The organism is Colwellia psychrerythraea (genome assembly GCF_000764185.1).
GTDB classification, from domain to species: Bacteria; Pseudomonadota; Gammaproteobacteria; order Enterobacterales; family Alteromonadaceae; genus Colwellia; species Colwellia psychrerythraea_B.
On record NZ_JQEC01000072.1, the window covers coordinates 95227 to 115450 of the forward strand.

At 36.8% G+C, this 20224-nt stretch carries 29 protein-coding genes; 5 read left to right on the top strand and 24 right to left on the bottom strand.

Features of this window, described 5'->3' with window-relative positions; genetic code table 11:
- Window position 1: 1 nt before the first annotated feature.
- On the bottom strand, window positions 2-673 hold the full coding sequence (gene smrB, locus GAB14E_RS01105) for an endonuclease SmrB (RefSeq protein WP_033084477.1): 672 nt from the start codon (window positions 671-673) through the stop codon (window positions 2-4).
- Between the two features lie 197 nt (window positions 674-870).
- Between smrB and prmB the strand changes: the two genes are divergently transcribed.
- From prmB to GAB14E_RS01090, 3 genes are all read left to right on the top strand, one after another.
- Window positions 871-1812: a 50S ribosomal protein L3 N(5)-glutamine methyltransferase gene (prmB, locus tag GAB14E_RS01100; protein ID WP_197061254.1), complete on the top strand. Its 942-nt coding sequence runs from the start codon at window positions 871-873 to the stop codon at window positions 1810-1812.
- Window positions 1813-1912: 100 nt separating this feature from the next.
- Window positions 1913-3037 carry a chorismate synthase gene (gene aroC / locus GAB14E_RS01095; protein ID WP_033084478.1) on the top strand — a complete coding sequence of 375 codons (1125 nt, stop codon included), beginning with the start codon at window positions 1913-1915 and terminating at the stop codon, window positions 3035-3037.
- Window positions 3038-3168: 131 nt separating this feature from the next.
- Window positions 3169-4344, top strand: coding sequence for an MFS transporter (locus tag GAB14E_RS01090; RefSeq protein WP_052094119.1), 1176 nt, complete (start codon window positions 3169-3171; stop codon window positions 4342-4344).
- Window positions 4345-4544: 200 nt separating this feature from the next.
- Here GAB14E_RS01090 and GAB14E_RS01085 read toward each other — a convergent pair whose 3' ends face one another.
- From GAB14E_RS01085 to GAB14E_RS00995, 21 genes are all read right to left on the bottom strand, one after another.
- Window positions 4545-4913 carry a VOC family protein gene (locus tag GAB14E_RS01085; RefSeq protein WP_033084479.1) on the bottom strand — a complete coding sequence of 123 codons (369 nt, stop codon included), beginning with the start codon at window positions 4911-4913 and terminating at the stop codon, window positions 4545-4547.
- Window positions 4914-5004: 91 nt separating this feature from the next.
- Window positions 5005-5382: a hypothetical protein gene (locus GAB14E_RS01080; protein ID WP_033084480.1), complete on the bottom strand. Its 378-nt coding sequence runs from the start codon at window positions 5380-5382 to the stop codon at window positions 5005-5007.
- A 27-nt stretch (window positions 5383-5409) separates the two neighbouring features.
- Window positions 5410-6126, bottom strand: coding sequence for a hypothetical protein (locus GAB14E_RS01075; RefSeq protein WP_033084481.1), 717 nt, complete (start codon window positions 6124-6126; stop codon window positions 5410-5412).
- Window positions 6127-6245: 119 nt separating this feature from the next.
- The gene (locus GAB14E_RS01070; RefSeq protein WP_033084482.1) at window positions 6246-6791 is read right to left on the bottom strand and encodes a manganese efflux pump MntP; all 546 of its coding nucleotides are present in this window, start codon (window positions 6789-6791) and stop codon (window positions 6246-6248) included.
- Window positions 6792-6969: 178 nt separating this feature from the next.
- Window positions 6970-7437, bottom strand: coding sequence for an OsmC family protein (locus GAB14E_RS01065; RefSeq protein ID WP_033084483.1), 468 nt, complete (start codon window positions 7435-7437; stop codon window positions 6970-6972).
- A 60-nt stretch (window positions 7438-7497) separates the two neighbouring features.
- Window positions 7498-7704, bottom strand: a complete 207-nt coding sequence (locus tag GAB14E_RS01060; RefSeq protein WP_033084484.1) for a hypothetical protein — start codon at window positions 7702-7704, stop codon at window positions 7498-7500.
- A gap of 30 nt (window positions 7705-7734) precedes the next feature.
- Window positions 7735-8316 carry an NAD(P)H-dependent oxidoreductase gene (locus tag GAB14E_RS01055; protein ID WP_033084485.1) on the bottom strand — a complete coding sequence of 194 codons (582 nt, stop codon included), beginning with the start codon at window positions 8314-8316 and terminating at the stop codon, window positions 7735-7737.
- Between the two features lie 73 nt (window positions 8317-8389).
- Window positions 8390-8827 carry a GNAT family N-acetyltransferase gene (locus GAB14E_RS01050; RefSeq protein WP_033084486.1) on the bottom strand — a complete coding sequence of 146 codons (438 nt, stop codon included), beginning with the start codon at window positions 8825-8827 and terminating at the stop codon, window positions 8390-8392.
- Window positions 8828-8852: 25 nt separating this feature from the next.
- Window positions 8853-9239: an MAPEG family protein gene (locus GAB14E_RS0123550; RefSeq protein WP_052094120.1), complete on the bottom strand. Its 387-nt coding sequence runs from the start codon at window positions 9237-9239 to the stop codon at window positions 8853-8855.
- Between the two features lie 195 nt (window positions 9240-9434).
- Window positions 9435-9632 (bottom strand): CPXCG motif-containing cysteine-rich protein, encoded by a 198-nt coding sequence (locus GAB14E_RS0123555; RefSeq protein ID WP_033084487.1) that lies wholly within the window; start codon window positions 9630-9632, stop codon window positions 9435-9437.
- A 132-nt stretch (window positions 9633-9764) separates the two neighbouring features.
- Window positions 9765-10040 carry a hypothetical protein gene (locus GAB14E_RS01045; protein WP_033084488.1) on the bottom strand — a complete coding sequence of 92 codons (276 nt, stop codon included), beginning with the start codon at window positions 10038-10040 and terminating at the stop codon, window positions 9765-9767.
- Window positions 10041-10155: 115 nt separating this feature from the next.
- Complete coding sequence (locus GAB14E_RS01040; protein ID WP_033084489.1) at window positions 10156-11025, bottom strand: MYG1 family protein; 870 nt, start codon at window positions 11023-11025, stop codon at window positions 10156-10158.
- A 174-nt stretch (window positions 11026-11199) separates the two neighbouring features.
- The gene (locus GAB14E_RS01035; protein ID WP_052094123.1) at window positions 11200-12042 is read right to left on the bottom strand and encodes a hypothetical protein; all 843 of its coding nucleotides are present in this window, start codon (window positions 12040-12042) and stop codon (window positions 11200-11202) included.
- A 236-nt stretch (window positions 12043-12278) separates the two neighbouring features.
- The gene (locus GAB14E_RS01030; protein ID WP_033084490.1) at window positions 12279-12821 is read right to left on the bottom strand and encodes a dienelactone hydrolase family protein; all 543 of its coding nucleotides are present in this window, start codon (window positions 12819-12821) and stop codon (window positions 12279-12281) included.
- Window positions 12822-12858: 37 nt separating this feature from the next.
- Window positions 12859-13074, bottom strand: coding sequence for a hypothetical protein (locus tag GAB14E_RS01025; RefSeq protein WP_033084491.1), 216 nt, complete (start codon window positions 13072-13074; stop codon window positions 12859-12861).
- 185 nt (window positions 13075-13259) lie between these two features.
- On the bottom strand, window positions 13260-13583 hold the full coding sequence (locus tag GAB14E_RS01020) for a YciI family protein (RefSeq protein ID WP_052094126.1): 324 nt from the start codon (window positions 13581-13583) through the stop codon (window positions 13260-13262).
- A gap of 90 nt (window positions 13584-13673) precedes the next feature.
- Entirely contained in the window at window positions 13674-14288 is a 615-nt protein-coding gene (locus tag GAB14E_RS01015) for a LysE family translocator (protein WP_033084492.1), read from the bottom strand.
- 78 nt (window positions 14289-14366) lie between these two features.
- Window positions 14367-14960: a LysE family translocator gene (locus GAB14E_RS01010; protein ID WP_033084493.1), complete on the bottom strand. Its 594-nt coding sequence runs from the start codon at window positions 14958-14960 to the stop codon at window positions 14367-14369.
- Window positions 14961-15313: 353 nt separating this feature from the next.
- Entirely contained in the window at window positions 15314-15580 is a 267-nt protein-coding gene (locus tag GAB14E_RS01005; RefSeq protein ID WP_033084494.1) for a hypothetical protein, read from the bottom strand.
- 148 nt (window positions 15581-15728) lie between these two features.
- Window positions 15729-16388, bottom strand: coding sequence for a LysE family transporter (locus GAB14E_RS01000; protein WP_033084495.1), 660 nt, complete (start codon window positions 16386-16388; stop codon window positions 15729-15731).
- Between the two features lie 100 nt (window positions 16389-16488).
- The gene (locus tag GAB14E_RS00995; RefSeq protein ID WP_197061255.1) at window positions 16489-17613 is read right to left on the bottom strand and encodes a serine hydrolase domain-containing protein; all 1125 of its coding nucleotides are present in this window, start codon (window positions 17611-17613) and stop codon (window positions 16489-16491) included.
- 179 nt (window positions 17614-17792) lie between these two features.
- Between GAB14E_RS00995 and GAB14E_RS00990 the strand changes: the two genes are divergently transcribed.
- Both GAB14E_RS00990 and GAB14E_RS00985 read left to right on the top strand, forming a co-directional pair.
- Window positions 17793-18032 (top strand): type II toxin-antitoxin system ParD family antitoxin, encoded by a 240-nt coding sequence (locus tag GAB14E_RS00990; RefSeq protein WP_033084496.1) that lies wholly within the window; start codon window positions 17793-17795, stop codon window positions 18030-18032.
- On the top strand, window positions 18032-18325 hold the full coding sequence (locus tag GAB14E_RS00985; RefSeq protein ID WP_033084497.1) for a type II toxin-antitoxin system RelE/ParE family toxin: 294 nt from the start codon (window positions 18032-18034) through the stop codon (window positions 18323-18325). The genes GAB14E_RS00990 and GAB14E_RS00985 overlap by 1 nt, the downstream gene beginning before the upstream one ends.
- A gap of 178 nt (window positions 18326-18503) precedes the next feature.
- Here the strand turns inward: GAB14E_RS00985 and GAB14E_RS00980 are convergent, their stop codons facing one another.
- Together GAB14E_RS00980 and GAB14E_RS00975 are read right to left on the bottom strand one after the other, a co-directional pair.
- A complete protein-coding gene (locus GAB14E_RS00980; RefSeq protein ID WP_033084498.1) occupies window positions 18504-18854 on the bottom strand; it encodes a hypothetical protein in 351 nt (116 codons plus the stop codon).
- Between the two features lie 135 nt (window positions 18855-18989).
- Window positions 18990-20170 (bottom strand): IS3 family transposase gene (locus tag GAB14E_RS00975; protein WP_156115705.1). Its coding sequence is split into 2 segments (ribosomal slippage): window positions 18990-19885 and window positions 19885-20170, totalling 1182 coding nucleotides; the frame shifts between segments, so codons are not numbered across the junction.
- Between the last annotated feature and the right edge of the window lie 54 nt (window positions 20171-20224).

A 20224-nucleotide genomic window follows, 5' to 3' on the forward strand; every position in this document is an offset into this window, starting at 1 on the left:
GTTAGTCTCGGTTAAACTTATCTTTTAAGTCTATTAACGCTAATATGGCACCATTGCCACCCCATTCTAAAGGCGCTTGATGAAAAGCCATTACATCGGGGTGTTGTACTAACCAATGAGGCACTTTATTTTTTAAAATATGTGAGCCTATACCATGAACAACGCAAATACATTGTGCATGTTCCTTTTGACAGGCAAATAGTAGCGCGGCGAGCTCTTTTTTGGCTTGGTGTTGGTCTAAACCGTGTAAATCAAGTATTAAATCAGGGCTATAATAACCACGGCGCAAATTTTTTACTTCAAAACTATCAACACCTTCGCGCACATACTTCATTGGACCTTGCTTGTTGAGGTCAGGCTCAAATTCATCGGAAAAATGAAATTGTGCTATGGCTTTATTTGACTGGTTATCTCCTTGGTCATTTTTTAGGGAGGTGTTAGACTTAACGCCATTTTTTATTAAGCGGACAGTGTCGTTAACTAATGGCTTAACTTGACTGACAACATCAGCAAAAAGTTTTTCATTATCACCTTGCTGCTCGGTAATTATTTTTTCTGGCTTTTGCTGGTTATCACTTTGGACACTGGCTTCGTTAGTGGCACGTAGCTTAGCTTTTATTGCTGTGAGTTTGGTTTTTAAGGCTTTGTTTTTCATAGCCGAAGTGTAAAACATTTTAGTAATAATACATATCAATTAATCTTGATATGTTGCTTTCAAGACAGTTATACAAGGGTAAGGCAAGAACTTAGACCTTGATAGCTACTATTTAGTACATACAGCGGCTTTTAACAAAGGCAGAATGCCTTGTATAATATATATAAATTCTCCATGAATAAACTTCGGGAGGAATATCAGATAAGGAAGAGAATGTGAGTAGTACCGATTTCGAAGGCATCACCGAGCAGTTACACACTATTGCAGATTATTGTCGTTATGGTGCAAGTTTGTTTAATCAAGCCGAACTCTTTTATGGCCATGGTAATGACAATGCTTTAAGTGAAGCATTTACCTTAGTGATGTTTGCCATCTCTTTACCTGAAAATATGGGTGACGAGGTAATGAGCTGCCGCTTACTTAAAAAAGAAAAAGAAGACATTTTGGCCTTTTTTCAGCAACGTATTGAAACAAAGAAGCCTATTGCCTATATCACCAATCTTGCATATTTCGCGCATCTGCCATTTTATGTAGATGAACGTGTTTTAGTGCCTCGCTCACCTATTGGTGAGTTGATTGAAAATCACTTTGCTCCTTATTTTAATGAGCAAAAACCACCGCAAAAGATATTAGATTTGTGTACCGGTAGTGGCTGTATTGCCATTGCTTGTGCGAGTTACTTTCCTGAAGCACAAGTTGAGGCCGTAGATTTATCTATTGATGCCTTAAATGTTGCCCAAATGAATATCGAGAATCATGGTTTAAGTGAACAAGTTATTCTAATTCAATCTGATGTTTTCTCTGGGGTTGAAGGACAAAGATATGATTTAATTGTCACTAACCCGCCTTATGTTGATCAAGAAGATATGGCGAGTCTACCAACAGAGTTTACTCATGAACCAGAAATGGGTTTAGGTTGTGGTGACGATGGCTTAGATATTGTGCGAGTAATATTGGCACAAGGTGCTAAGCACCTCAATGAAAATGGCATATTGATATGTGAAGTGGGTAATTCACAATACCACGTTGAAGCACTTTACCCTGAAGTAGACTTTACTTGGTTAAGCTTTGAACGTGGTGGTCACGGCGTCTTTATGTTGAATAAAGCGCAGTTAGAAAAACATGCAGAGCTATTCTCTGCTGCAGTCATTGTTTAAGTCTAAAATAGCAACAAATGAGCAAGCAAAAATAATAGTAATAATAAACGATAGCGCTATAGAGAAGGCGCTAAAATAAATTAATAGGCGGTAATGTTAAATGTCAGGTAATACCTTCGGAAAATTATTCACAGTCACATCATTTGGCGAGAGTCATGGTTTAGGTCTAGGCGCAATTATCGATGGTTGCCCACCAGGGCTTGAGTTATCTGAAGCTGACCTGCAAATTGATTTAGACAGACGCCGTCCTGGCACCTCGCGTTACACTACAGCCCGTAGAGAAGCCGATGAAGTGAAAATTCTATCAGGAGTTTTTGAAGGTAAAACTACCGGTACGCCCATTGGCTTAATGATAGAAAATACCGATCAGCGCTCAAAAGATTACGGCAATATCGCGCAAAGTTTCCGCCCAGGTCACGCCGACTATACTTATTGGCAAAAATACGGATTACGTGATTACCGTGGTGGTGGTCGTTCATCTGCACGTGAAACGGCAATGCGTGTTGCAGCTGGCGCTGTAGCAAAAAAATATTTGGCTGAAAAATTTGGCATGACTATCAAAGGTTGTGTAACTCAAATTGGTGATATTGTTGCCGGTGGCCCAAATGGCACCCCGTTTGATGTGAATTCGGTTGATTGGCAAAGTGTTGAAGAAAATCCATTTTTCTTTCCTGATAACACTAAACTTGAGCAATTAGATGAACACTTAAGAGCAATCATTAAAGCAAAAGACTCTATTGGCGCTAAAGTCACGGTAGTAGCAACAAATGTACCTGTCGGTTTAGGTGAACCAATTTTTGATCGCTTAGACGCTGATATTGCTCATGGTTTAATGAGCATTAATGCGGTAAAAGGTGTTGAAGTAGGCGATGGCTTTGCAGTTGTTAATCAAAAAGGCTCTGAGCACAGAGATGAACTCACCCCTGAAGGTTTTTTAACTAATCATGCTGGTGGTGTTTTAGGTGGTATTTCATCAGGCCAGCAAATTATTGCTCACTTAGCACTTAAACCCACTTCGAGTATTGGTGTTAGTGGTAAAACGGTTGATTTGACCGGTGAAGCGACTGATATCATCACAAAAGGTCGTCACGATCCTTGTGTTGGTATCCGTGCAGTGCCTATTGCTGAAGCCATGTTAGCGTTAACCTTAATGGATCATTTCTTACGTCATCGTGGACAAAATGCTGATGTGCAATGTAATACACCTGACATTGAAGCAAAATAACTAACAGTTTTCCAAATTAGGCTGATTGCTAGGTTATTCCACTACCAGCATTCAGCCATATTGTGTTTAGTTACTAATTTACTGCTATTGAATCACACCCTCAATAATCTCTCATCATAAGGCTCTCTAGCTTGGCACTTTTTAAAATGATGTTTGTTCGATTATCATCAAGTTACTTTTTTTATTTTGCCTTACTTGGTTTAATCTCACCTTATTTAGGTATATACCTCGACGGCAAAGGTTTTAATTCACGGCAAGTAGGTGAAATACTAGCGATTATCACGGTGACAAAAATTGTCGCGCCAAGTTTGTGGGCAACACTTGCGGATAAAACGGCTAAACCCATGGCTATTATTCAACTAGGTGCTTTTTTAGCGCTGTTCAGCTTTAGTCTACTATTTTGGCTCAACAACTATTGGCCAATCACTTTTTGTTTAGCGCTTTTTACACTCTTTTGGACTGCAATATTACCGCAACTGGAAGTGCATACCTTAACGTCTTTGCGCCATAGTAATAAAATTTATGCCCGAGTGCGTTTATGGGGCAGTCTTGGTTTTATAGCTTTTGCGGTGATCTCTGGAGAAGTTATGAGTTCTTTTGGTTTTCAAAGCTTTAACAGTATTGGCATTATCATATTGGCTGGTTTATTTGTCAGTACCTTGATGTTAACACCAATTAAAACGGTTAAATCGACAAAGAATAAAGCCAAAGTACAGGTCAGTATTAGCAGTAAACTTATGGAGGGTAACTTTATCCGTTTTTTCATTGCCGGCTTGTTATTACAAGTTAGTTTTGGGCCCTATTATGGTTTTTTTGCCTTGTATTTACGTGACCTACAATACTCAGGTCTAGCAATTGGTTTAGTCATATCGTTGGGTGTTGTCGCAGAAGTTATTGCATTTATTTATATGGGCGCTATTTTTAAACGATTTTCATTAAATGCCTTACTGGTTTTTAGTTTAGCCATTACAGCTTTACGCTGGTTTTTAATCCCTGAAGTCGCAAGCTCTGTTTTATGGCTTGGATTAATTCAACTGAGCCATGCCGCTAGTTTTGCCATTTATCATAGTGCCAGCATGCAGTTTGTCTCAAAGCACTTTAGTAAAAATCAGCAAGGTCGAGGGCAGGGTATTTATTTAGGTGGTGTTTATGGCATCGGCGGCGCTATTGGAGCTTATCTTACCGGCATACTATGGCTAGATGGCTTAGGTGCTCAAAATGCTTTCATTATGGCAGCTACAAGTGCTTTGTTAGGGGCAATCATTCTGATGTTCAGTAAAAAACAGCGAGTTATCACTCTTAATTAACCTGAACATTGGGTTGTAAGTGGTTGATATTTATTTAAATGTAATAACTTGATATTGTTAGTAACAAAAATTTCAAGATAAATCTAATGAATAACCAAGGCACTTAATCTACTATTTAATATAGGAAGTAGATTAAGTTTCTCGAGTTTAAAACTAATACTAGGCACTATCATTTTGAAACAAAAGCTATATTAATATAGCTAAGCTATATACGCCTTAACTGGTGACCAAACCGCTAATTCATTGCCACTAGGCTCAGTAAAATGAAAACGACGCCCACCAGGGAAAGAAAATATTCCTTGGCTAATAATACCACCAGATTTTTTAACTCGTCGCTCGGTGTCTTCTAAATCATCACTGAGTAGTACCAACAAACAAGCACCTGTTGCAGTACTTGAGACTAATTCAGATAAGTAGAAACCTCCTTCAATACCCGAGTTACTAAAGCCGGTGTATTCTTCACCATAATCAACAAATTTCCAAGAAAAAGCCTGTTCAAAAAAAGCTTTAGTTGCTGGGATGTTTTTTGCTGGGAGTTCAACATAATTTATAACTTCACGCTGTGTCATAGCATACCTCCTAAGGTCTATAACTATAGACTAGTGTGTACTGTTTTAGGGATTAAGTTAAACAACTGCAAATGAAACTAGTGTTTTGCCATTACTTTTTATTTAGAGTGGCAATAGTGTCAAAATCATTCAAATCAACGCTTACTTCCACCCCTCTAAAATAGGTAATAATACGCCTAGGGTAAAGAAAATAGCCTTTATAGCGGCAGATTTTATTCTTTAATAAAATAAACGTTAAGAGTGCAAGATAAGAGATATATAACAGCAAGGTCGATAAAATTAAGCTAAAGCTAAGTAATTTTAATGCTAAAAAGAATGAAGAGACTCCAACAGCCAGTGACATTAACTTATGTTTGTTTGCTTTAGGGTAAGCATGAAATTGAAAATAATCTACGCGATTAATATACCAAGAGCCTGTTTTTGAGCCCGACTCATTAAGATATTTATTTTCTCTAAACCTTTTTTGCATAGCAGTTACCCGTTAATATTTAAAGCGCTACTTGATTGCCTTTATCGCTGCAGCACTAGCAGGGGTACTACCAAACACACTAATAACTAAAGAGGCAATTCCTGCTAATTCAGCTGCTTTGCTAATTGATTGACCTAGGGGAGATTTTTGTTTATCGCCAGTGAGATAAGCCTCGAATCGTTCGGGGCCAATAATATCATTCCGAATCCTTCTGTAAATAGCCTTAATAGCATCACTGGCTTGCGCCTGAGAGTCGATGAGAACCGATTGATAGACACGATTAATAACCTTATTAAAGACATCAAATTGTGTAACAACTTGCTCAGAAGATGGCGAGTAACTGGCAGTACTTTCAAGTAAGCGTACTTGCTTTTGAAAATAGCGAAAATGTGCAGGGTTCTCTAATTTAAAACGGACTTGACCTTTTTCTAAACTTTCAAGCTCAATGGATACACGAGACAGTGAAGCAATAATATCTAACCAAACTTCTACTTCATCTTTACCAGAGAACTTAATCCAACCGGTTTCAACCAAAGATTTCACTCGACTCTCTTTTATTTTGAAGGTCTCAGATAAGGCAAAGACATCTACTTTTTGTGTGCCCGAGTATTTAAGGTATAAATGAATAATGAGTGCATCAAGATCAGCCTTTGGCATTGAGCCTAGGCCTTGTTGGCCAACATAATTTTGCATTAAATCACGCAAAAATAAAGCCTGTGAATTTGCTGAAATATTTTCTAGCACAATATATCCTTATTTCCTGACTAAACTGTTATATTTTATGGCATTGGCCATTATCCAAATACAAAGATAGCGTTTTTTTAGTGGACTTAACAGCTATTATTAGGCACTAGCCTGCAGAGCTATGACGTTATAAATATTTTTATCGCCATGAATATTAAGGTAATACCGCCAACAAACTCAGCTTTACTCTCTAACCAGGTGCCGCTTTTTTCTCCTACCAATACTCCGAGCCAGCTAAAGCAAAAGGTAATAATACTAATAATAAGGCAAGCTATGAAAGGGTTTACTGGCAAAAGGGTTAAGCTAAAGCCTGCTGCCATGGCATCGATGCTGGTAGCAATAGCTAAGGTTAATAAAACTCGATGGGTTACCTTGCTAATATCTTCTTCTATGCCTTCAGAAAAAGAATCAAAAATCATTTTTGCGCCGATAAGAGCAAGCAGTACAAATGCAATCAACGAGGTATAGGACTCAATCCAACTTAACACACCCTTGCCACCCAAGTAGCCAAGTATGGGCATAATGCCTTGAAAAATTCCGAAATACAAAGCAACTATCAAAGCAAAAGGTGCTATTTTACTATGCTGTTTAGTTGCTCCTAAACCAATAGATACGGCAAAAGCGTCCATACTTAATGCTATGGCTAAAATAAATACTTCTATCATTGGAAACTTCCTGAACTAAAAATGAGCAAACTATCAACCTAACCAAGCTAGGAATAAATCGTAGTCGACTTAACCCTAGGCTACTTAATTGCACTACTTTATTTTGAGTTACTTAAATTTTGGCTGCGTTATTTTAGAAAGTGCGCAGCCCACAAGAGCCGCTAGGAATATAACCAGATTAGCTAATGATTTCTGTAACAATTTGGGTTTTAACCGAGTTGGCTATAAAACATTGCTCATGGGCCTGATGGTGAATTTTTTCAAGTTGCGCCAGTGTTGGTTCTTTATTACCGCCAAATTTAGCCTGAGGCCTTAGGGTAACTTTGGTCATTGAAATTTTACCCTGGCCATCCTGTTCCATCACACCAAAAGCATCATCAGTATAAGAGTCGACAACATACCTTTTTTTAGCGGCGATAGATAAAAAGAACAACATATGACAACTTGAAATTGATGCAATAAAAGCTTCTTCTGGATCAACATTCGCTTCAACAGAATAGGGAAGGGGCACTACATGAGGTGAAGACGAGGCTTGCACAGTTACGCCGCCGTCAAATATCCATTCATGTGCTCTACTATATTTGTTATCAATATAGTTTTCATTACTGGCTCTAAGCCAATTGATTTTTGCAAAATATACTGACATTTTCACTCCGTAATAGCGATGAACTATGGTCATAGCATGCAATTTATTTAAGCTGAGTTTTTATTTATACCAAATACTGACCACTATGGTTGACGGTTGAAATGAACCACCACTTTGGGATTGGGTAATATTTTGAATTTTTATATTGGGCTGTGTAGCTAACCAAAGATTAATTTCACCCTCTAAACCTTGATCTGTGGCGACATCAGACTTAGGAAGAAAACCAACTTTTGCCCGTAAAATCTTAGTAAATATTTTAACTTCCATAATATTTCCTTATTTAATATATTGACTATATTACAGTTTAGCTTCAATTTTTTTAACAAAATTATCAATTTGTACCTTGGTGAGCTTTTCACTTTGGTATAAAGATAACATCTTGAATTTACAATTATTTGCACAAGCTCCCAACAAAGCAAATTTTAGGACTTTTTTAACGGGTTTTCTCATCACAAAAGTATCAACCCACCAAGGTGAACCAAGGGTTGTTATCACTTTCATTTCCCTCAAGTTACCCAAACATTGTTCAATTGGGCCATAATCAGAAGCATGTTTATATGCATGTCCCGGCGCCCAAACGCGATCAAACCACCCTTTTAAAATAGCCGGGAAGCTGAACCACCATGTTGGAAAAATAAGTACTAAACATTCAGCTTGTTTTAGTTGTTCAATATCTGATTCGATTTGCTGATTATCAAAACTACCTTGATAATAACTTTCTCTTTCGGCTTTAGTTAAAACCGGGTTGAAATCTTCACTGTACAGGCACTTCACTGTGACTTGATACCCCTGTTTTTCTAGGTGTTTAATCGTTTTATCAGCTAAATGTTTGCAAAGACTGTTTTCTAACGGGTGTGCTAAGACAACTAAACAATTCATAATACTTCCTGTACTCCATATTCCCTGATGAAAGACTTGTTCTTATTCGGTTAGCAAAAATAGTTAACTATTTTTATTGTAAAGGCGGCTGTAAACCTGCTGGCAAGTTTAAAGACATAGACATTTTATAATAAGGAACATCGCTTTTATAAAAACGCTCACCTTGCCTAACCATGCCAAAACGTTGATAGAAACTTAATGCTGATTCTCTAGCATCACACCAAAAAACATTAATTTCATGGGTTGTTAAGTAAGTTATTACCTTATTCAATACTGCAGAGCCAATGCCTTGACCTTGAAAATTTAATTCAGTCGCGTATTTCCTCAAACGAGCATTTTTATCTTCTATGTATATCGATGCGACACAGACTAAGACATCATTCACAAATGCACCAAAATGAATGCCGATTTCATCACCGTCAACATAACAAAACTCAGGCGGTTTTTCTGGCCATAAAACCCGATGGCGTACTGGAATGGTCTGTTGCCATTCAATTTGACGAATATCCACAGTGTAATGCCTCTTTTTTAGTACGTTATGTTAGTAAACTAACACCAATAACGATTGCAGCAACTATTTGAAAAATATAAGTGAAACCTGCACCAATCCGTCTTGCTAAAAATGTTCTGTAGAGCATTCCATAGGCATGAATAAATCGAGAAAAAGTAAAGCCGACAACTAATATCGCTAGTGTGATTGCTGATGTTTCTAATAGAGTGAGCGCCAGTACCACGATCGCATAAGTGGGTAATTGCTCAACGGCGTTGGCGTGTGCTCTAATAGCAGCCATTAAAATTTTATTACCGCCATCACCTAAGGAAACTTTATACCTTACCCTGAGTCTCGAAACGTTCATTGCTAACGCCAGTAGCAATAATGAATTAATTGAAACGAGTACAGCAAACCAAAAAATATTATCCATATATCTCTCTCATGTAATAAAGGAACTCGCTTAATAATTAGCGCGTCAGTAACCTGTACGTCAGCAACCTGTGCGTCAATGATCTGCACAACAAGAATTAGCGAGGTTGTGGTTATAACATATTCAAGTGAAATAGCGCTTAGTCACCAACTTAAAAGCTGTTTTATTGGTTATTTTTCACAAGTCATGTGTTTTTTAAAATGTTTCATCTTCACTATAAACTCGTACGGTAGTTTCACCGTCAACAGTCTGGGCAATAAAGAAATTGATCGGTTTACAACATACTTGGCAATCTTCAATATACTGCTGCGTTATGTCGGTTGAATCAATGAGTATGCTAATTGTTTCGCCGCAATAAGGGCAGGTTATTGTCTGCTCAGTTAATTGATTCAATTTCTATGAAGCCTACCGTCGTGACTATATGTGTCGAAGTATTTTTCATACCAGCTTTAATCGTTGCTTTATTAATAGTTAGATAATCTATTTACCCTCCGAGCACCATAGAAATTTATTATGAATCGAGTGTTATTGAGCGAGTAAATATAACCCAAAAATCAAACCGAAGTACATCATTAAAGAAAACAAACTACCAACAATAGTTAACATTGTTGAAACACCAATGAACTGGAAGCTCAAGACAGCAGAAAGTGCTTTAGGTCGGGATTGAAATGAATGAAAATATTTAAATTCGGTTAACTTAGCAGCTAACGCTTGGTTGCCTTTAATCTCATTATCAATGATTTTGTCATAAACAAAAGCAACAAAATAGAACAGCATTAAGAAGGCTACAATGGATTGCATAACTAATTTCCTGATACATACAATGGCCGAAGAAAACCGAGACATTTGCAGAAAGTGATCTGACAAAATGTCCACAGTAATTTGAGTTATTATGTTTTATCTTAAGATAATATTATTAATCTTGCAGTGCCATAGTCGCCATTTTCATCGTGCTTGCAAATGATTCAGCACCGGCAATAAATAAACCATTGTGACAAAACATGGCATCTTCAATGCCAGTTGCTTCTTTTAGGGCATCATCCGATAAACCGGCCCATGGCGCTGGTAAGGGTTTTCTGTCTTCAAACGAGCCTGGTTCAACGGGTACTGTTTGAATTCTCCATTGACCTGAGGACGACGGGTAAACCATATACAAAGCTTCTGTTGATAAGGCATGAACGGTTCTTTTCCAAGGGGTATACTTTTCCAAGACTATCACTCTTGGATCTGCTGCATTTTCAATAGCTTTAGCGACAATGGCTTTGGCATTAATACCGCCGCTAGCACTGGCAATAAATCGTGTTAAAACACGCGAAGCAAAATCAACGGCTTCATCAAAACAGCTATCAAAATGACTATCTTCTTGCCATGTTGGGTTAAACATTGAAATAGTATGGCTAAGGCTAATACCTTTAGCAACGCCCTCAACGTGACCACAATCAATGGCATCAATTGTTGAGACTAAATCAGTATCAAGAGAATTGGCAACTTCTTGGTTACCTTGGCATATTTCTAAGCCATAGGTCTGCCAAATCAAACCAAAAGAAGAGTAGGGGATGCCATTGTCTCTCGTTCCGGCACCACCACGTTGATGATGATCAAAGCGACCTGAATCGGCATCATATTCACCACCAACATCAATAACAAGATCAGCCTTAGAAATAATATCTAAGTCACGGGTGCGTATAAGTTTGAAGTTAGGAAAAATGCATTTAAGCGCAGCGATACTGAAAACATCATCCGCATGAAAATTACCGTTGTGAGTTACTATTATTTTATCAGTCATTATGTTTATGTCATGTTAGAGAGGGATAAGAAGTGCTTGTTAATTAAACTATACTGTTTTGGCTTTCCAGTGTTAAGCATTCCAGTTTTACACTACCGAATTGGTATAAGGCGATTCTATACCAAGACAGCGAACAAAAATAGCTCCATCTGTTTAAGCTAGTTCGCAGGCGGGTTAGTCAACGGATTTTAATACAGCTTTATCTACAACTATATTTCGGTCACTTTTAAGAAAAACAGCCAATCTTGCAAGGTGTATTAGTAAACACTGCGAACCAATATAAAGTACCCAATTTACATATTTAGCAACAGGGAAATAACCTTGACCATTATTGCCGTAAATCCAAAACTGGCCAATTACAGCATCTGCAACCATGGCTAATATCAGCCCACTAGCAATCAGCCAAACAGTTAACTTAGCGCTCGATTTCCCCAACACCATTAATAAAAGTAAAGCACTGGCGCCAACAAGTGTGATGAGCACTGCATAACTACCGGTAATCATTGATACGTAAAGACCAGTACCCGGAAGGTGCATAGAAAAAAATGACGCCGCACCGACCAAGCAAGCAATTATCATGATAACAACTAACACTTTCGGTTTAAGCCCATTTACCAGAGAAATCCAGCAGGCTGCCACTAGAAACAAAGCATAACCTGGAGCAAAGAAAAACACCGAATCTGCGAGATAATCATGTTTTACCACTCCACCATAGCGATGATAGGTAAGTGGCAAATTAAAATTTACGATATCGCCACATATACACAAAATCAATGCAGCTAAAACAAGCCACGCAATTAATCGGTGTGAAACCTCGGTAGAATGACGATACAGCCAGTTTTTAATAGCATAACAATTGCCCAAAAGAGCAATAAGTATGGCGCTTTCAATAAACAAGATAGTTATTCGCTCTTTACCTGTTATCGACCAAAAGCCGCAAAGTCCACCGATAGACTCTATTAAAGCTACAAGCCAAATGATTAATGAAGTAACTAGGTATTTGTCTATAGTTTTCATTTATAAAACCGATTTAAAAGAGTAAAGCACAAATTATTAAAGTGTTGTAAAAACAAAGTGAAGCTTGGTCAACTGTCATATATACACGCCCTGATCTTAGCGCTTGTTTATTATTTATATGAAGTGACTTACTTGAGTTTACTAAAAATCTAAAACAGATAAAGTAACCATAAATAATGGTCGACCAGCTTTCGCTATAACATCTTCGATGAAATATACGCTATTTACCTACCGGATTAGCTGATAATTGATTGCAATAAAGTAATGTGCTTTTTGTAACCTACTTTGTTGAAATTACTTGAGCAATAATTCATAAAACCATGTAAGTATTCCACTTGTGTCGTAGTCACATTAGGTCTTTTTGACAGTTCATCTTTTAACGCTGTAACATCAAAATGAGGTTCACTGTTAGGGAAGATTAAAGTTACTTTAAAGCATGGCTCTATTTCGCTAAAATTTCTGATTTGTGAACCATAAAAGCAAAAGGCCTGTTTAATCATCTTATTATTTAGAGATAAGCGCCAAACTGCTGAAGCTCCTACGCTAAAGCCAATGAGCGTTGTTTTACTATCAAGTTGCGCTATCACTTTTAATATTTTTTCAAGATAACTATCAAATCCAACTGTAGTAATGAAATATGAATATGCTTCAGCTTCATTTTTAAAGCCCATACATTCACCGTGATATGGATCAACAATAGTCTTTGCTGCCAGACTATCTTTTAGTTTTAATAAAGCCGGAGTCATACCAAAAACATCTGAAACAAGAATGACACTCATAAATCTTAATTTCCTTACGAACAAGCCCTTTTGCTGACTATTTAGCTATAAAAGATTTAGCGTAACTAGATAGTCGGTTTTTAACTTGTGACGTTAAACCTAAACTTATTAGACCTGATGAAAATACTGAGATGAATATAATGCTTTTGATAATTTTAGCTCCTGTGAATAAGGCGACTAGTATGAGCAGCATTACATAACCTACGCCAATTAAACCTAAGAAAAGACACATCCCTTTAAGATCGTTATTCATAATATTCCTTCAATGATAGCTAAATAATTTAAGCCGATATTAGCTTAAAAGTTTGAAAAACACTCGCATTATTAAATTTTTATAATTTTAAATACATCAAAAGTATCGCCGCTTCTATGGAATGATAATGCGGTTTTCGCTTGAGTAAGGTTTAGATGCATAAATTGAACTGAGAGGTGATTTTATTAACCTAAACTGTCAACAGTCTGCTTTATTACCTTGCTGACCGGAAATAAGACCCCTTCACTAATGTTAACGTTATTCCAGACCCTGCCAATTGTATATGGGTCTTGCTTAATCCATGCATCTACTTCAGCTCTAGAAGGGAACTCTACATGTACAGAAGAACCAATCATTTTGCCATGTTCATTTAATATTGCTCCACCACTTAAAAAGGTGCCAGCTATTACCATTTTTTCGATACTCGATAAGTGAGCTTGACGATTTGATAACCTTCGTTTGATAGCATCTTCATCATCAAAATCGTAGGCGGTAACTATGAACTGCATAAATCTCCTTTTTGCCCGACTATAGGCATATAACGTTACAATGAGTGGCTAAGTAATAGTGGGCTAAAATCATTGCCCTGACTTAATTGCCTACACAACATATTGAACAACCAACTCTTTTAATACCGGTAAAACTGAACCAATTAATAATAGAGCCATAGATAAATTAAATATTTTTTGGTGTTTTGGTGAATTAAGATACTTTTTAAGGCCAACACCAAAAAATAACCAAATCCCTACACAAGGAAAAGCAACAATAAAGAAAGCTAACGCAATAAAGATCACTTGCGAGAATATATCTGATGAAATGGAAGTGTAAGCAGAAACAGCACCTGTGGCCATAACCCATGCCTTGGGGTTTACCCATTGAAACAATGCTGCTTGAGTAAAGCTCAAGGGCTTAGATTTTTCCACATCTAGTGAAGTCGGTGAAGACGAAGCGATAAGCCAAGCTAAATATAATAGGTAAGCGACACCTGCTACCTTTATTACTTCGTGGAATAAAGGGTACATTTCAAATACAATACTAAAGCCTAGGCCGACCATAATTACCATGGCAGGAAAGCCAAAACAAATCCCTAATAAATGTGGAATACTCTTCTTAACACCATAGTTGAGACCTGAAGTCATAATCATGATGTTATTTGGACCTGGTGTGACCGTTGTTGATGCGGCAAAAATAATAATAGCTAAATATAACTCCATAACCTTTCATACCCCTTGTTGCTCTGATGAATCGTTTTGTATGGATAGTACATCCATACTTTAGTCTTTAAAACAAGTTTAAATAAATTGTGAATAAAGCAAAAAGCAAGCGGTAACAATTAATAATCCGCCCATTAATAAATTGAATACCTTTAATCTAAATTCACTATTTAAAAATATTGTTACCTTATTTCCTAATACAGACCAAGAAAACAATGCGAGGTAACAAACTACAAAATAGATAAATGAAAAAGTTAAAAATACACCGTTATCATTAGGTACTGAAAACAATGAAACACCGGCAACGCATGCAATCCAAGCTTTAGGGTTTAACCACTGTAATAGAAAACCTTGAATAAAAGTTGGCAGTTTTTCTTTCTTGATATCTAGCTCGGGTTTTGATGAAGCAAGTAAATAGCCCATATAAATAATGAATAGAGAGCCTGCAACCGCAAGATATTTGAGAATAGACGGATACAAATCAATAACTTTATAAAAACCTAAACCTATGAATAACAGTAATAAGGTAAAACCGATGGTAGCACCAGAAACGAAAGAAAAAGTTTTACGAACACCGTAACTTGCTCCAGAAGAAACAATCACCATATTTACTGGCCCTGGTGAAATTGACATTGCCAATGAGAACGAAATCATTGCGATTAATAGAGACATATTCTTCCTTAGTGAGATACACCAAACACTGATGTAATATCATCGCTGTTAAATTAAATACAATACCAAGAGAGCTACTTGGTTATAAAGCAGCAGAGCAATGTTTTTATTAATCATTAGTTTGTTATCAATTCCCCCTAAAACCGGGGTGGCAAATGCATTACCTATATCTAGTTAATCGTCTACAGTTTGATACAGGAGCACAAAAATTTAGTCGTTTTGACTGAATTAGTTATTTTACAGCCTCAACGTCAAGCTAAGCGGAAAAATAGCGGACTAAAATGGTAGCGAAGCGAACAGCTCGCTGTTTTTAGTCCTGATTGATTGATTGATTGATTGCTTGTTATGTTTATTTACTCATCATCCCATGGCATTTCTGGCAGTTTTTTAAGATTTCCAAAATACCTATCGTAATCAATTTCGTTACTATTTTTAACAACATCGAAAATTTCAACAGATAAAGCACAAGCAATATATTTTTTTGATTCTTTTCGGCTAATTCCAAGCTTCCGTAATCGATTAAAGGTTTCTTTTACCAGAGGAGGATCATTAGCATTAATTTGATTATCTACGACCTCAAGCATTACTTCCCCAGCTTTAGTTGGATCTTCACTGCTCATTTATACCTCCTGAATCTCGATAAACATAGACATAATGACTCCCACGAGGTGCAAGCCTCCAGATTCGTGGGTTAGTAAAACCAGAGCCATAATATATGTGTTAAACAATATAAACTGGAGGCTAAGATGTACAAACATAACATATTTATCATACGCTTGATTTAACAAGTGCAGTTTTTACAATTGTAAAGCCTACTAAACCCAAAATTGCCCCAGTGACTTTGTCTATGTAATAAGATAATTTTGCAAACTTTCTCCTTACATTCTCGCCAGACAAAATAAAAACAATGGCGGCATCCCAAATAAAAACGAGTGAAGTCATCCAAACGCCGAGTATTATTTTAAAAGTAAGGCTTACATCTTTGGTAAGTACAACAGTAAATAAACTTAGATAAAATAGAATGTTTTTAGGGTTTAATATTCCAGACATAAAACCAACAACAAACTCTTTGAAGAATGTAGTTTCTTGCTTTTCTTTAACATTCACTTGAGCAGATAAACTTGCATAGTCACTTTTCTTCGCTCGTAATGCTTGCACTGCTAAGTAAATTAAAAACAGCCCTCCAGCAACTTTTAATCCAATCATCATGTACACAGAGCTTGCTAATAATGAGCCAACACCAATTAAGCATAATGCGATATATAATGCATTAGCGATTGATATGCCTAATGCTACGCCAATGGCTTTTTTGCTTTCATTTTTTACCGCACTTTTCACAAGAATTACAAAGTCAGGACCAGGACTAATTAATGCTAAAAAATGTGCAAAAGCAACAGTTGCAAAAATTCCAATTAAACTTACTTCCATATAAATCATTCCTTTGAATAAAATGTGAAACTTAAAATAAAATACCAACGCCCAAATAATGGGCTAAAATAAGCGACGCAGGAGCAAAAGCCAACTGTTTTTAGTCCTGATTGATTTGCTTGTTATATGCCATTAAATTGTCAACAATCTTATTTGACAAAATATTTAGTTCTTCCTGAGCGCTTTTAGTAGAAATATTTGTAATGATGAAGATACCCATTTTTTTCTTCGGATATAAAGCAAGCCAACTAGAAGTACCTAATGAGCCACCGCTATGGTACAACATTTGTTCACTTGAATTGTAGTTATATGTATTCCAAAAAAATGCTCGACCGTGACCACTTTTATTGCCATCAAGGAGTTTATGAGAAAGAGTAACTTCTGAGCTTGATGATAGTTGATGCTGGATATAGCTCGTTACAGATTCGACTGTTGAAGTTAAGCCCCCTTCAGCCCATGAGTATGGGCTGAGCAAAGGCATACGTTCACCATATTTATTTATACCGATAGTAATTTCATCTTGTTCGTAATTAATACTTCTAAACTCCGTACTCTTCTCTCCTGAATTAGTAGTGATAATTTCTGATACAAGTAATTCAAAAGGTTTTTTATAAACAGACTCTAATATATATGCAACTAATTTAGTACCAGCATTTGAATATTGGTATTGCGCCCCTGGGACAGAGTTAAGCTTCACTTTTTCTAGATCTTCAAAATATTTATCTCTGGAATACTTTGATAGCTTTTCAACAATAATTCCTTTAGCAGCATCTTCTTCACTGTAAGCGAAATCTTTTGGGAGCCCACTGGTGTGAGTAATAAGATGTCGGAAAGTAATATACTTATTTGATAGCTCTAAATTTTCATATTCATTATTTTTAAGGTAATGACGTATATCTGTATTTAGCTCAATTTTTCTGTCTAAAATCGCTTTAGCAACAACTAACCCTGTATAAGTTTTTGTAATGGAGGCAAGTTCGTAAACTGTTTGGTTGTTTGGAGTACTTCCATTATTTAGTTTTCCAAAATGGTATTGGTAAATATTATCTTCATCAACTATAGAAATAGAAACCACCTGACCGGTTTTTTCATCTATAAATTCGTCAATGTCAGCCTTTGTATTTGACTCAAAATTAATTGCATCAAGATTATTACAAGAAACCAAAACTATCATTAATGAAATCAAAAGTAGAAATGATATGGGCTTGATCATTAATCGATTCACAAAAACTCCTAAGTACGAAAACGCGATTGGCATATAACGCCGCAATAAGCGGCTTAAAATGGTTGGCTAAAATTAGAGAGGCACGAGAAAAAGCCAACTGTTTTTTGTCTGTTTAATTGCCTTGTTATATTTTTTATACCATAATCCAATATATATTGGTACTTATGAGGTTTTACACTATGGCTAAAAATACAAGCGTAACATTAGGCGAGCATTTTGATCAATTTATAAATCAACAACTTAACACTGGTCGATATGGCTCAGCAAGTGAAGTTGTTAGAGCGGGGTTAAGAGTGCTAGAAGATCAAGAAACAAAAATACTTAATTTACGCAATATGCTCATTGAGGGTGAAAATAGTGTTGTTTCAGATTATTCATATGATTCGTTAATTACTGAGTTGGATAAAGACAATCACTAATGACGACATTTAAAGTATCAGGTAAAGCTAAGACAGATTTAATAAAAATAGCCAAATACACCCAGTTAACATGGGGTACAGCACAAAGAAATGATTATTTAAAATTGATGGACTCTGCCTTCCACCAATTAGCTAATGAACCATTACTTGGAGTTAGCTGTAATTATATCAGGGAAGGATACCGGAAACGGCCTCAAGGCAGTCATGTTATTTATTACAAAGAGCATAAAGCCAATCAAATTCTAATAGTGCGTATATTGCATAAAAGTATGGATGTTAACTCCGCACTCTAGAAAAATATAACGCTAAGTTAAGCGGCAAATTGTGGTTGGCTATAATGTGCGAGGCACGAGTAACGCCCAAATAACAGGCTAAGTAATGGTTGGCTAAAATGTGAAGCGAAGCGGAACCTAGCCAACTGTTTTTGTTCCGTTTGAAGTGCTTGTTATGTGTATACACACATTATAAAGCTTAAATCTTAGTGATATTTTTAACTTGAATTGTAAAGTCCGTGTGAAATGCATCTTTATGATCCGATATTATATCACCAACTATTCTTACGCTTTTACCGACAAACCCATCTAGGGCTTTAGAGTCTTTTGAAGTTACGAATACTTTTTTAGGGTTACCATTAGCAATTTTTGACACTTTATTTTTCGATTCTGAATTATCGATATGAAGAATATCACCGGAGAGTAAACCTGCCGAAGTACTAACAAAGGATCCTAATAACCTGCCAGTTAACTCAATTTCCTTAGGAGTTTCAGAAGTACTTGCACAAGAGGCTAAAAGTAAGATTATTGGTAATAGAAGTTTTTTCATGATGCTCCAAATTTGAATTTGATAGCTAACGCCTTGCTAAGAGGCGAGTAATTGTTGGCTAAAATGTGTAGCGAAGCGAAACTGAGCAAACTGTTAGCAGTTGATCTTCCCCCGATAAAACGGACACATTTTTTTTCACGCTGCCAGGGCTTCATATTCTATTGGCGAACAATAATTTATCCCTGAATGCAGCCTCGAAACATTGTAGTATTTGTTAATGTAACTTCCAAGTGTTCCGCGCAGTTCTTTATCACTATTAAATACATTACCGCGAATAACTTCGGTCTTCATTGAATGGAAAAATGACTCCATATGCGCATTATCAGTACATTTACCCGCTCGGCTTAAGCTATGTGTAATACCTGCTCGTTTTAAAGCCGTTTGAAAAACATTACCTCGATATTCCACACCTCGGTCTGTATGCAGCATTAAACCACCTTGAGGTCTTCGGTTCTTTATTGCATTTTTTAGTGTTCGTTTGGTGACTTCCATCGTTCTCTTTTTATCTAAACTCCAGCTAATAATACGCCGTGAATATAAATCCATTATTACCGATAAATAACGCCATATACCTTTCACTTTCAAATACGTGACATCTGCTACCCATACTTTATTTTTAACCAATGGCACTTCACCATCAGGTCGTAAGTTTTTACCTGTCGTAAGGAAGCGCTTATAAAACGCAGAGCGTGTCGTCACGCGCATCACTCGAGCGACCAAGCCAAGTGCACGATACAAGCGTTCAACACGTTTTTTACCTATGCTGTATCCTTGCTTTTGCAAGGCTTTAAATATGCGGGGACTACCATAGCGTCCTTTATTCTCAGTGAATATTTGCTGAATTTTCTTTTTAAGTTCAACATCCTCTATCGCTCTAGCACTTGGTTGACGTTCACACCAATCGTAATAGCCACTTTTAGAAACATCAAAAAACTTCAGTAATCTCGTTACCTTTATGTCGGCTCTGAGTTTTTCGATGAATCGATATCGGCTTGATGTTCCTCGGCAAGAAACCGTTGCCACTTTTTTAGGATATACAGCTCCTCCTTGAGCTGTTTATTTTCACGTTCTAGTTGTTGTTCTTTGGTAAGTACTTTTTTGGCTTTTGATTGGCCAGCCACTTTTTTTCGTTTATCAGCCACAATGATCCCTTCACGATATTCTTTTCGCCATCGTGACAGCATAAACGGGTGTATGTCGAGTTTTTCAGCGACTGATTTTATTGTGACGCCAACAACATAACTTAATTGAATAGCGTTGACTTTGAAGTCATTTGAATACTTCCAAGTTCGTCTTGGATTGTTGTACTTAGGCATAAGACACCTCATCTTTAGTTAGATTTTGGTGTCCGTTTTATCGGGGGAAGATCA

Bases quoted from the DNA above. Each gene is read 5' to 3' on its own strand.
- smrB (WP_033084477.1), bottom strand. From the start codon at position 673: ATGTTTTACACTTCGGCTATGAAAAACAAAGCCTTAAAAACCAAACTC.
- aroC (WP_033084478.1), top strand. From the start codon at position 1,913: ATGTCAGGTAATACCTTCGGAAAATTATTCACAGTCACATCATTTGGC.
- GAB14E_RS01085 (WP_033084479.1), bottom strand. From the start codon at position 4,913: ATGACACAGCGTGAAGTTATAAATTATGTTGAACTCCCAGCAAAAAAC.
- GAB14E_RS01080 (WP_033084480.1), bottom strand. From the start codon at position 5,382: ATGCAAAAAAGGTTTAGAGAAAATAAATATCTTAATGAGTCGGGCTCA.
- GAB14E_RS01070 (WP_033084482.1), bottom strand. From the start codon at position 6,791: ATGATAGAAGTATTTATTTTAGCCATAGCATTAAGTATGGACGCTTTT.
- GAB14E_RS01065 (WP_033084483.1), bottom strand. From the start codon at position 7,437: ATGTCAGTATATTTTGCAAAAATCAATTGGCTTAGAGCCAGTAATGAA.
- GAB14E_RS01060 (WP_033084484.1), bottom strand. From the start codon at position 7,704: ATGGAAGTTAAAATATTTACTAAGATTTTACGGGCAAAAGTTGGTTTT.
- GAB14E_RS01055 (WP_033084485.1), bottom strand. From the start codon at position 8,316: ATGAATTGTTTAGTTGTCTTAGCACACCCGTTAGAAAACAGTCTTTGC.
- GAB14E_RS0123550 (WP_052094120.1), bottom strand. From the start codon at position 9,239: ATGGATAATATTTTTTGGTTTGCTGTACTCGTTTCAATTAATTCATTA.
- GAB14E_RS01045 (WP_033084488.1), bottom strand. From the start codon at position 10,040: ATGCAATCCATTGTAGCCTTCTTAATGCTGTTCTATTTTGTTGCTTTT.
- GAB14E_RS01040 (WP_033084489.1), bottom strand. From the start codon at position 11,025: ATGACTGATAAAATAATAGTAACTCACAACGGTAATTTTCATGCGGAT.
- GAB14E_RS01035 (WP_052094123.1), bottom strand. From the start codon at position 12,042: ATGAAAACTATAGACAAATACCTAGTTACTTCATTAATCATTTGGCTT.
- GAB14E_RS01030 (WP_033084490.1), bottom strand. From the start codon at position 12,821: ATGAGTGTCATTCTTGTTTCAGATGTTTTTGGTATGACTCCGGCTTTA.
- GAB14E_RS01025 (WP_033084491.1), bottom strand. From the start codon at position 13,074: ATGAATAACGATCTTAAAGGGATGTGTCTTTTCTTAGGTTTAATTGGC.
- GAB14E_RS01020 (WP_052094126.1), bottom strand. From the start codon at position 13,583: ATGCAGTTCATAGTTACCGCCTACGATTTTGATGATGAAGATGCTATC.
- GAB14E_RS01015 (WP_033084492.1), bottom strand. From the start codon at position 14,288: ATGGAGTTATATTTAGCTATTATTATTTTTGCCGCATCAACAACGGTC.
- GAB14E_RS01010 (WP_033084493.1), bottom strand. From the start codon at position 14,960: ATGTCTCTATTAATCGCAATGATTTCGTTCTCATTGGCAATGTCAATT.
- GAB14E_RS01005 (WP_033084494.1), bottom strand. From the start codon at position 15,580: ATGAGCAGTGAAGATCCAACTAAAGCTGGGGAAGTAATGCTTGAGGTC.
- GAB14E_RS01000 (WP_033084495.1), bottom strand. From the start codon at position 16,388: ATGGAAGTAAGTTTAATTGGAATTTTTGCAACTGTTGCTTTTGCACAT.
- GAB14E_RS00990 (WP_033084496.1), top strand. From the start codon at position 17,793: ATGGCTAAAAATACAAGCGTAACATTAGGCGAGCATTTTGATCAATTT.
- GAB14E_RS00985 (WP_033084497.1), top strand. From the start codon at position 18,032: ATGACGACATTTAAAGTATCAGGTAAAGCTAAGACAGATTTAATAAAA.
- GAB14E_RS00980 (WP_033084498.1), bottom strand. From the start codon at position 18,854: ATGAAAAAACTTCTATTACCAATAATCTTACTTTTAGCCTCTTGTGCA.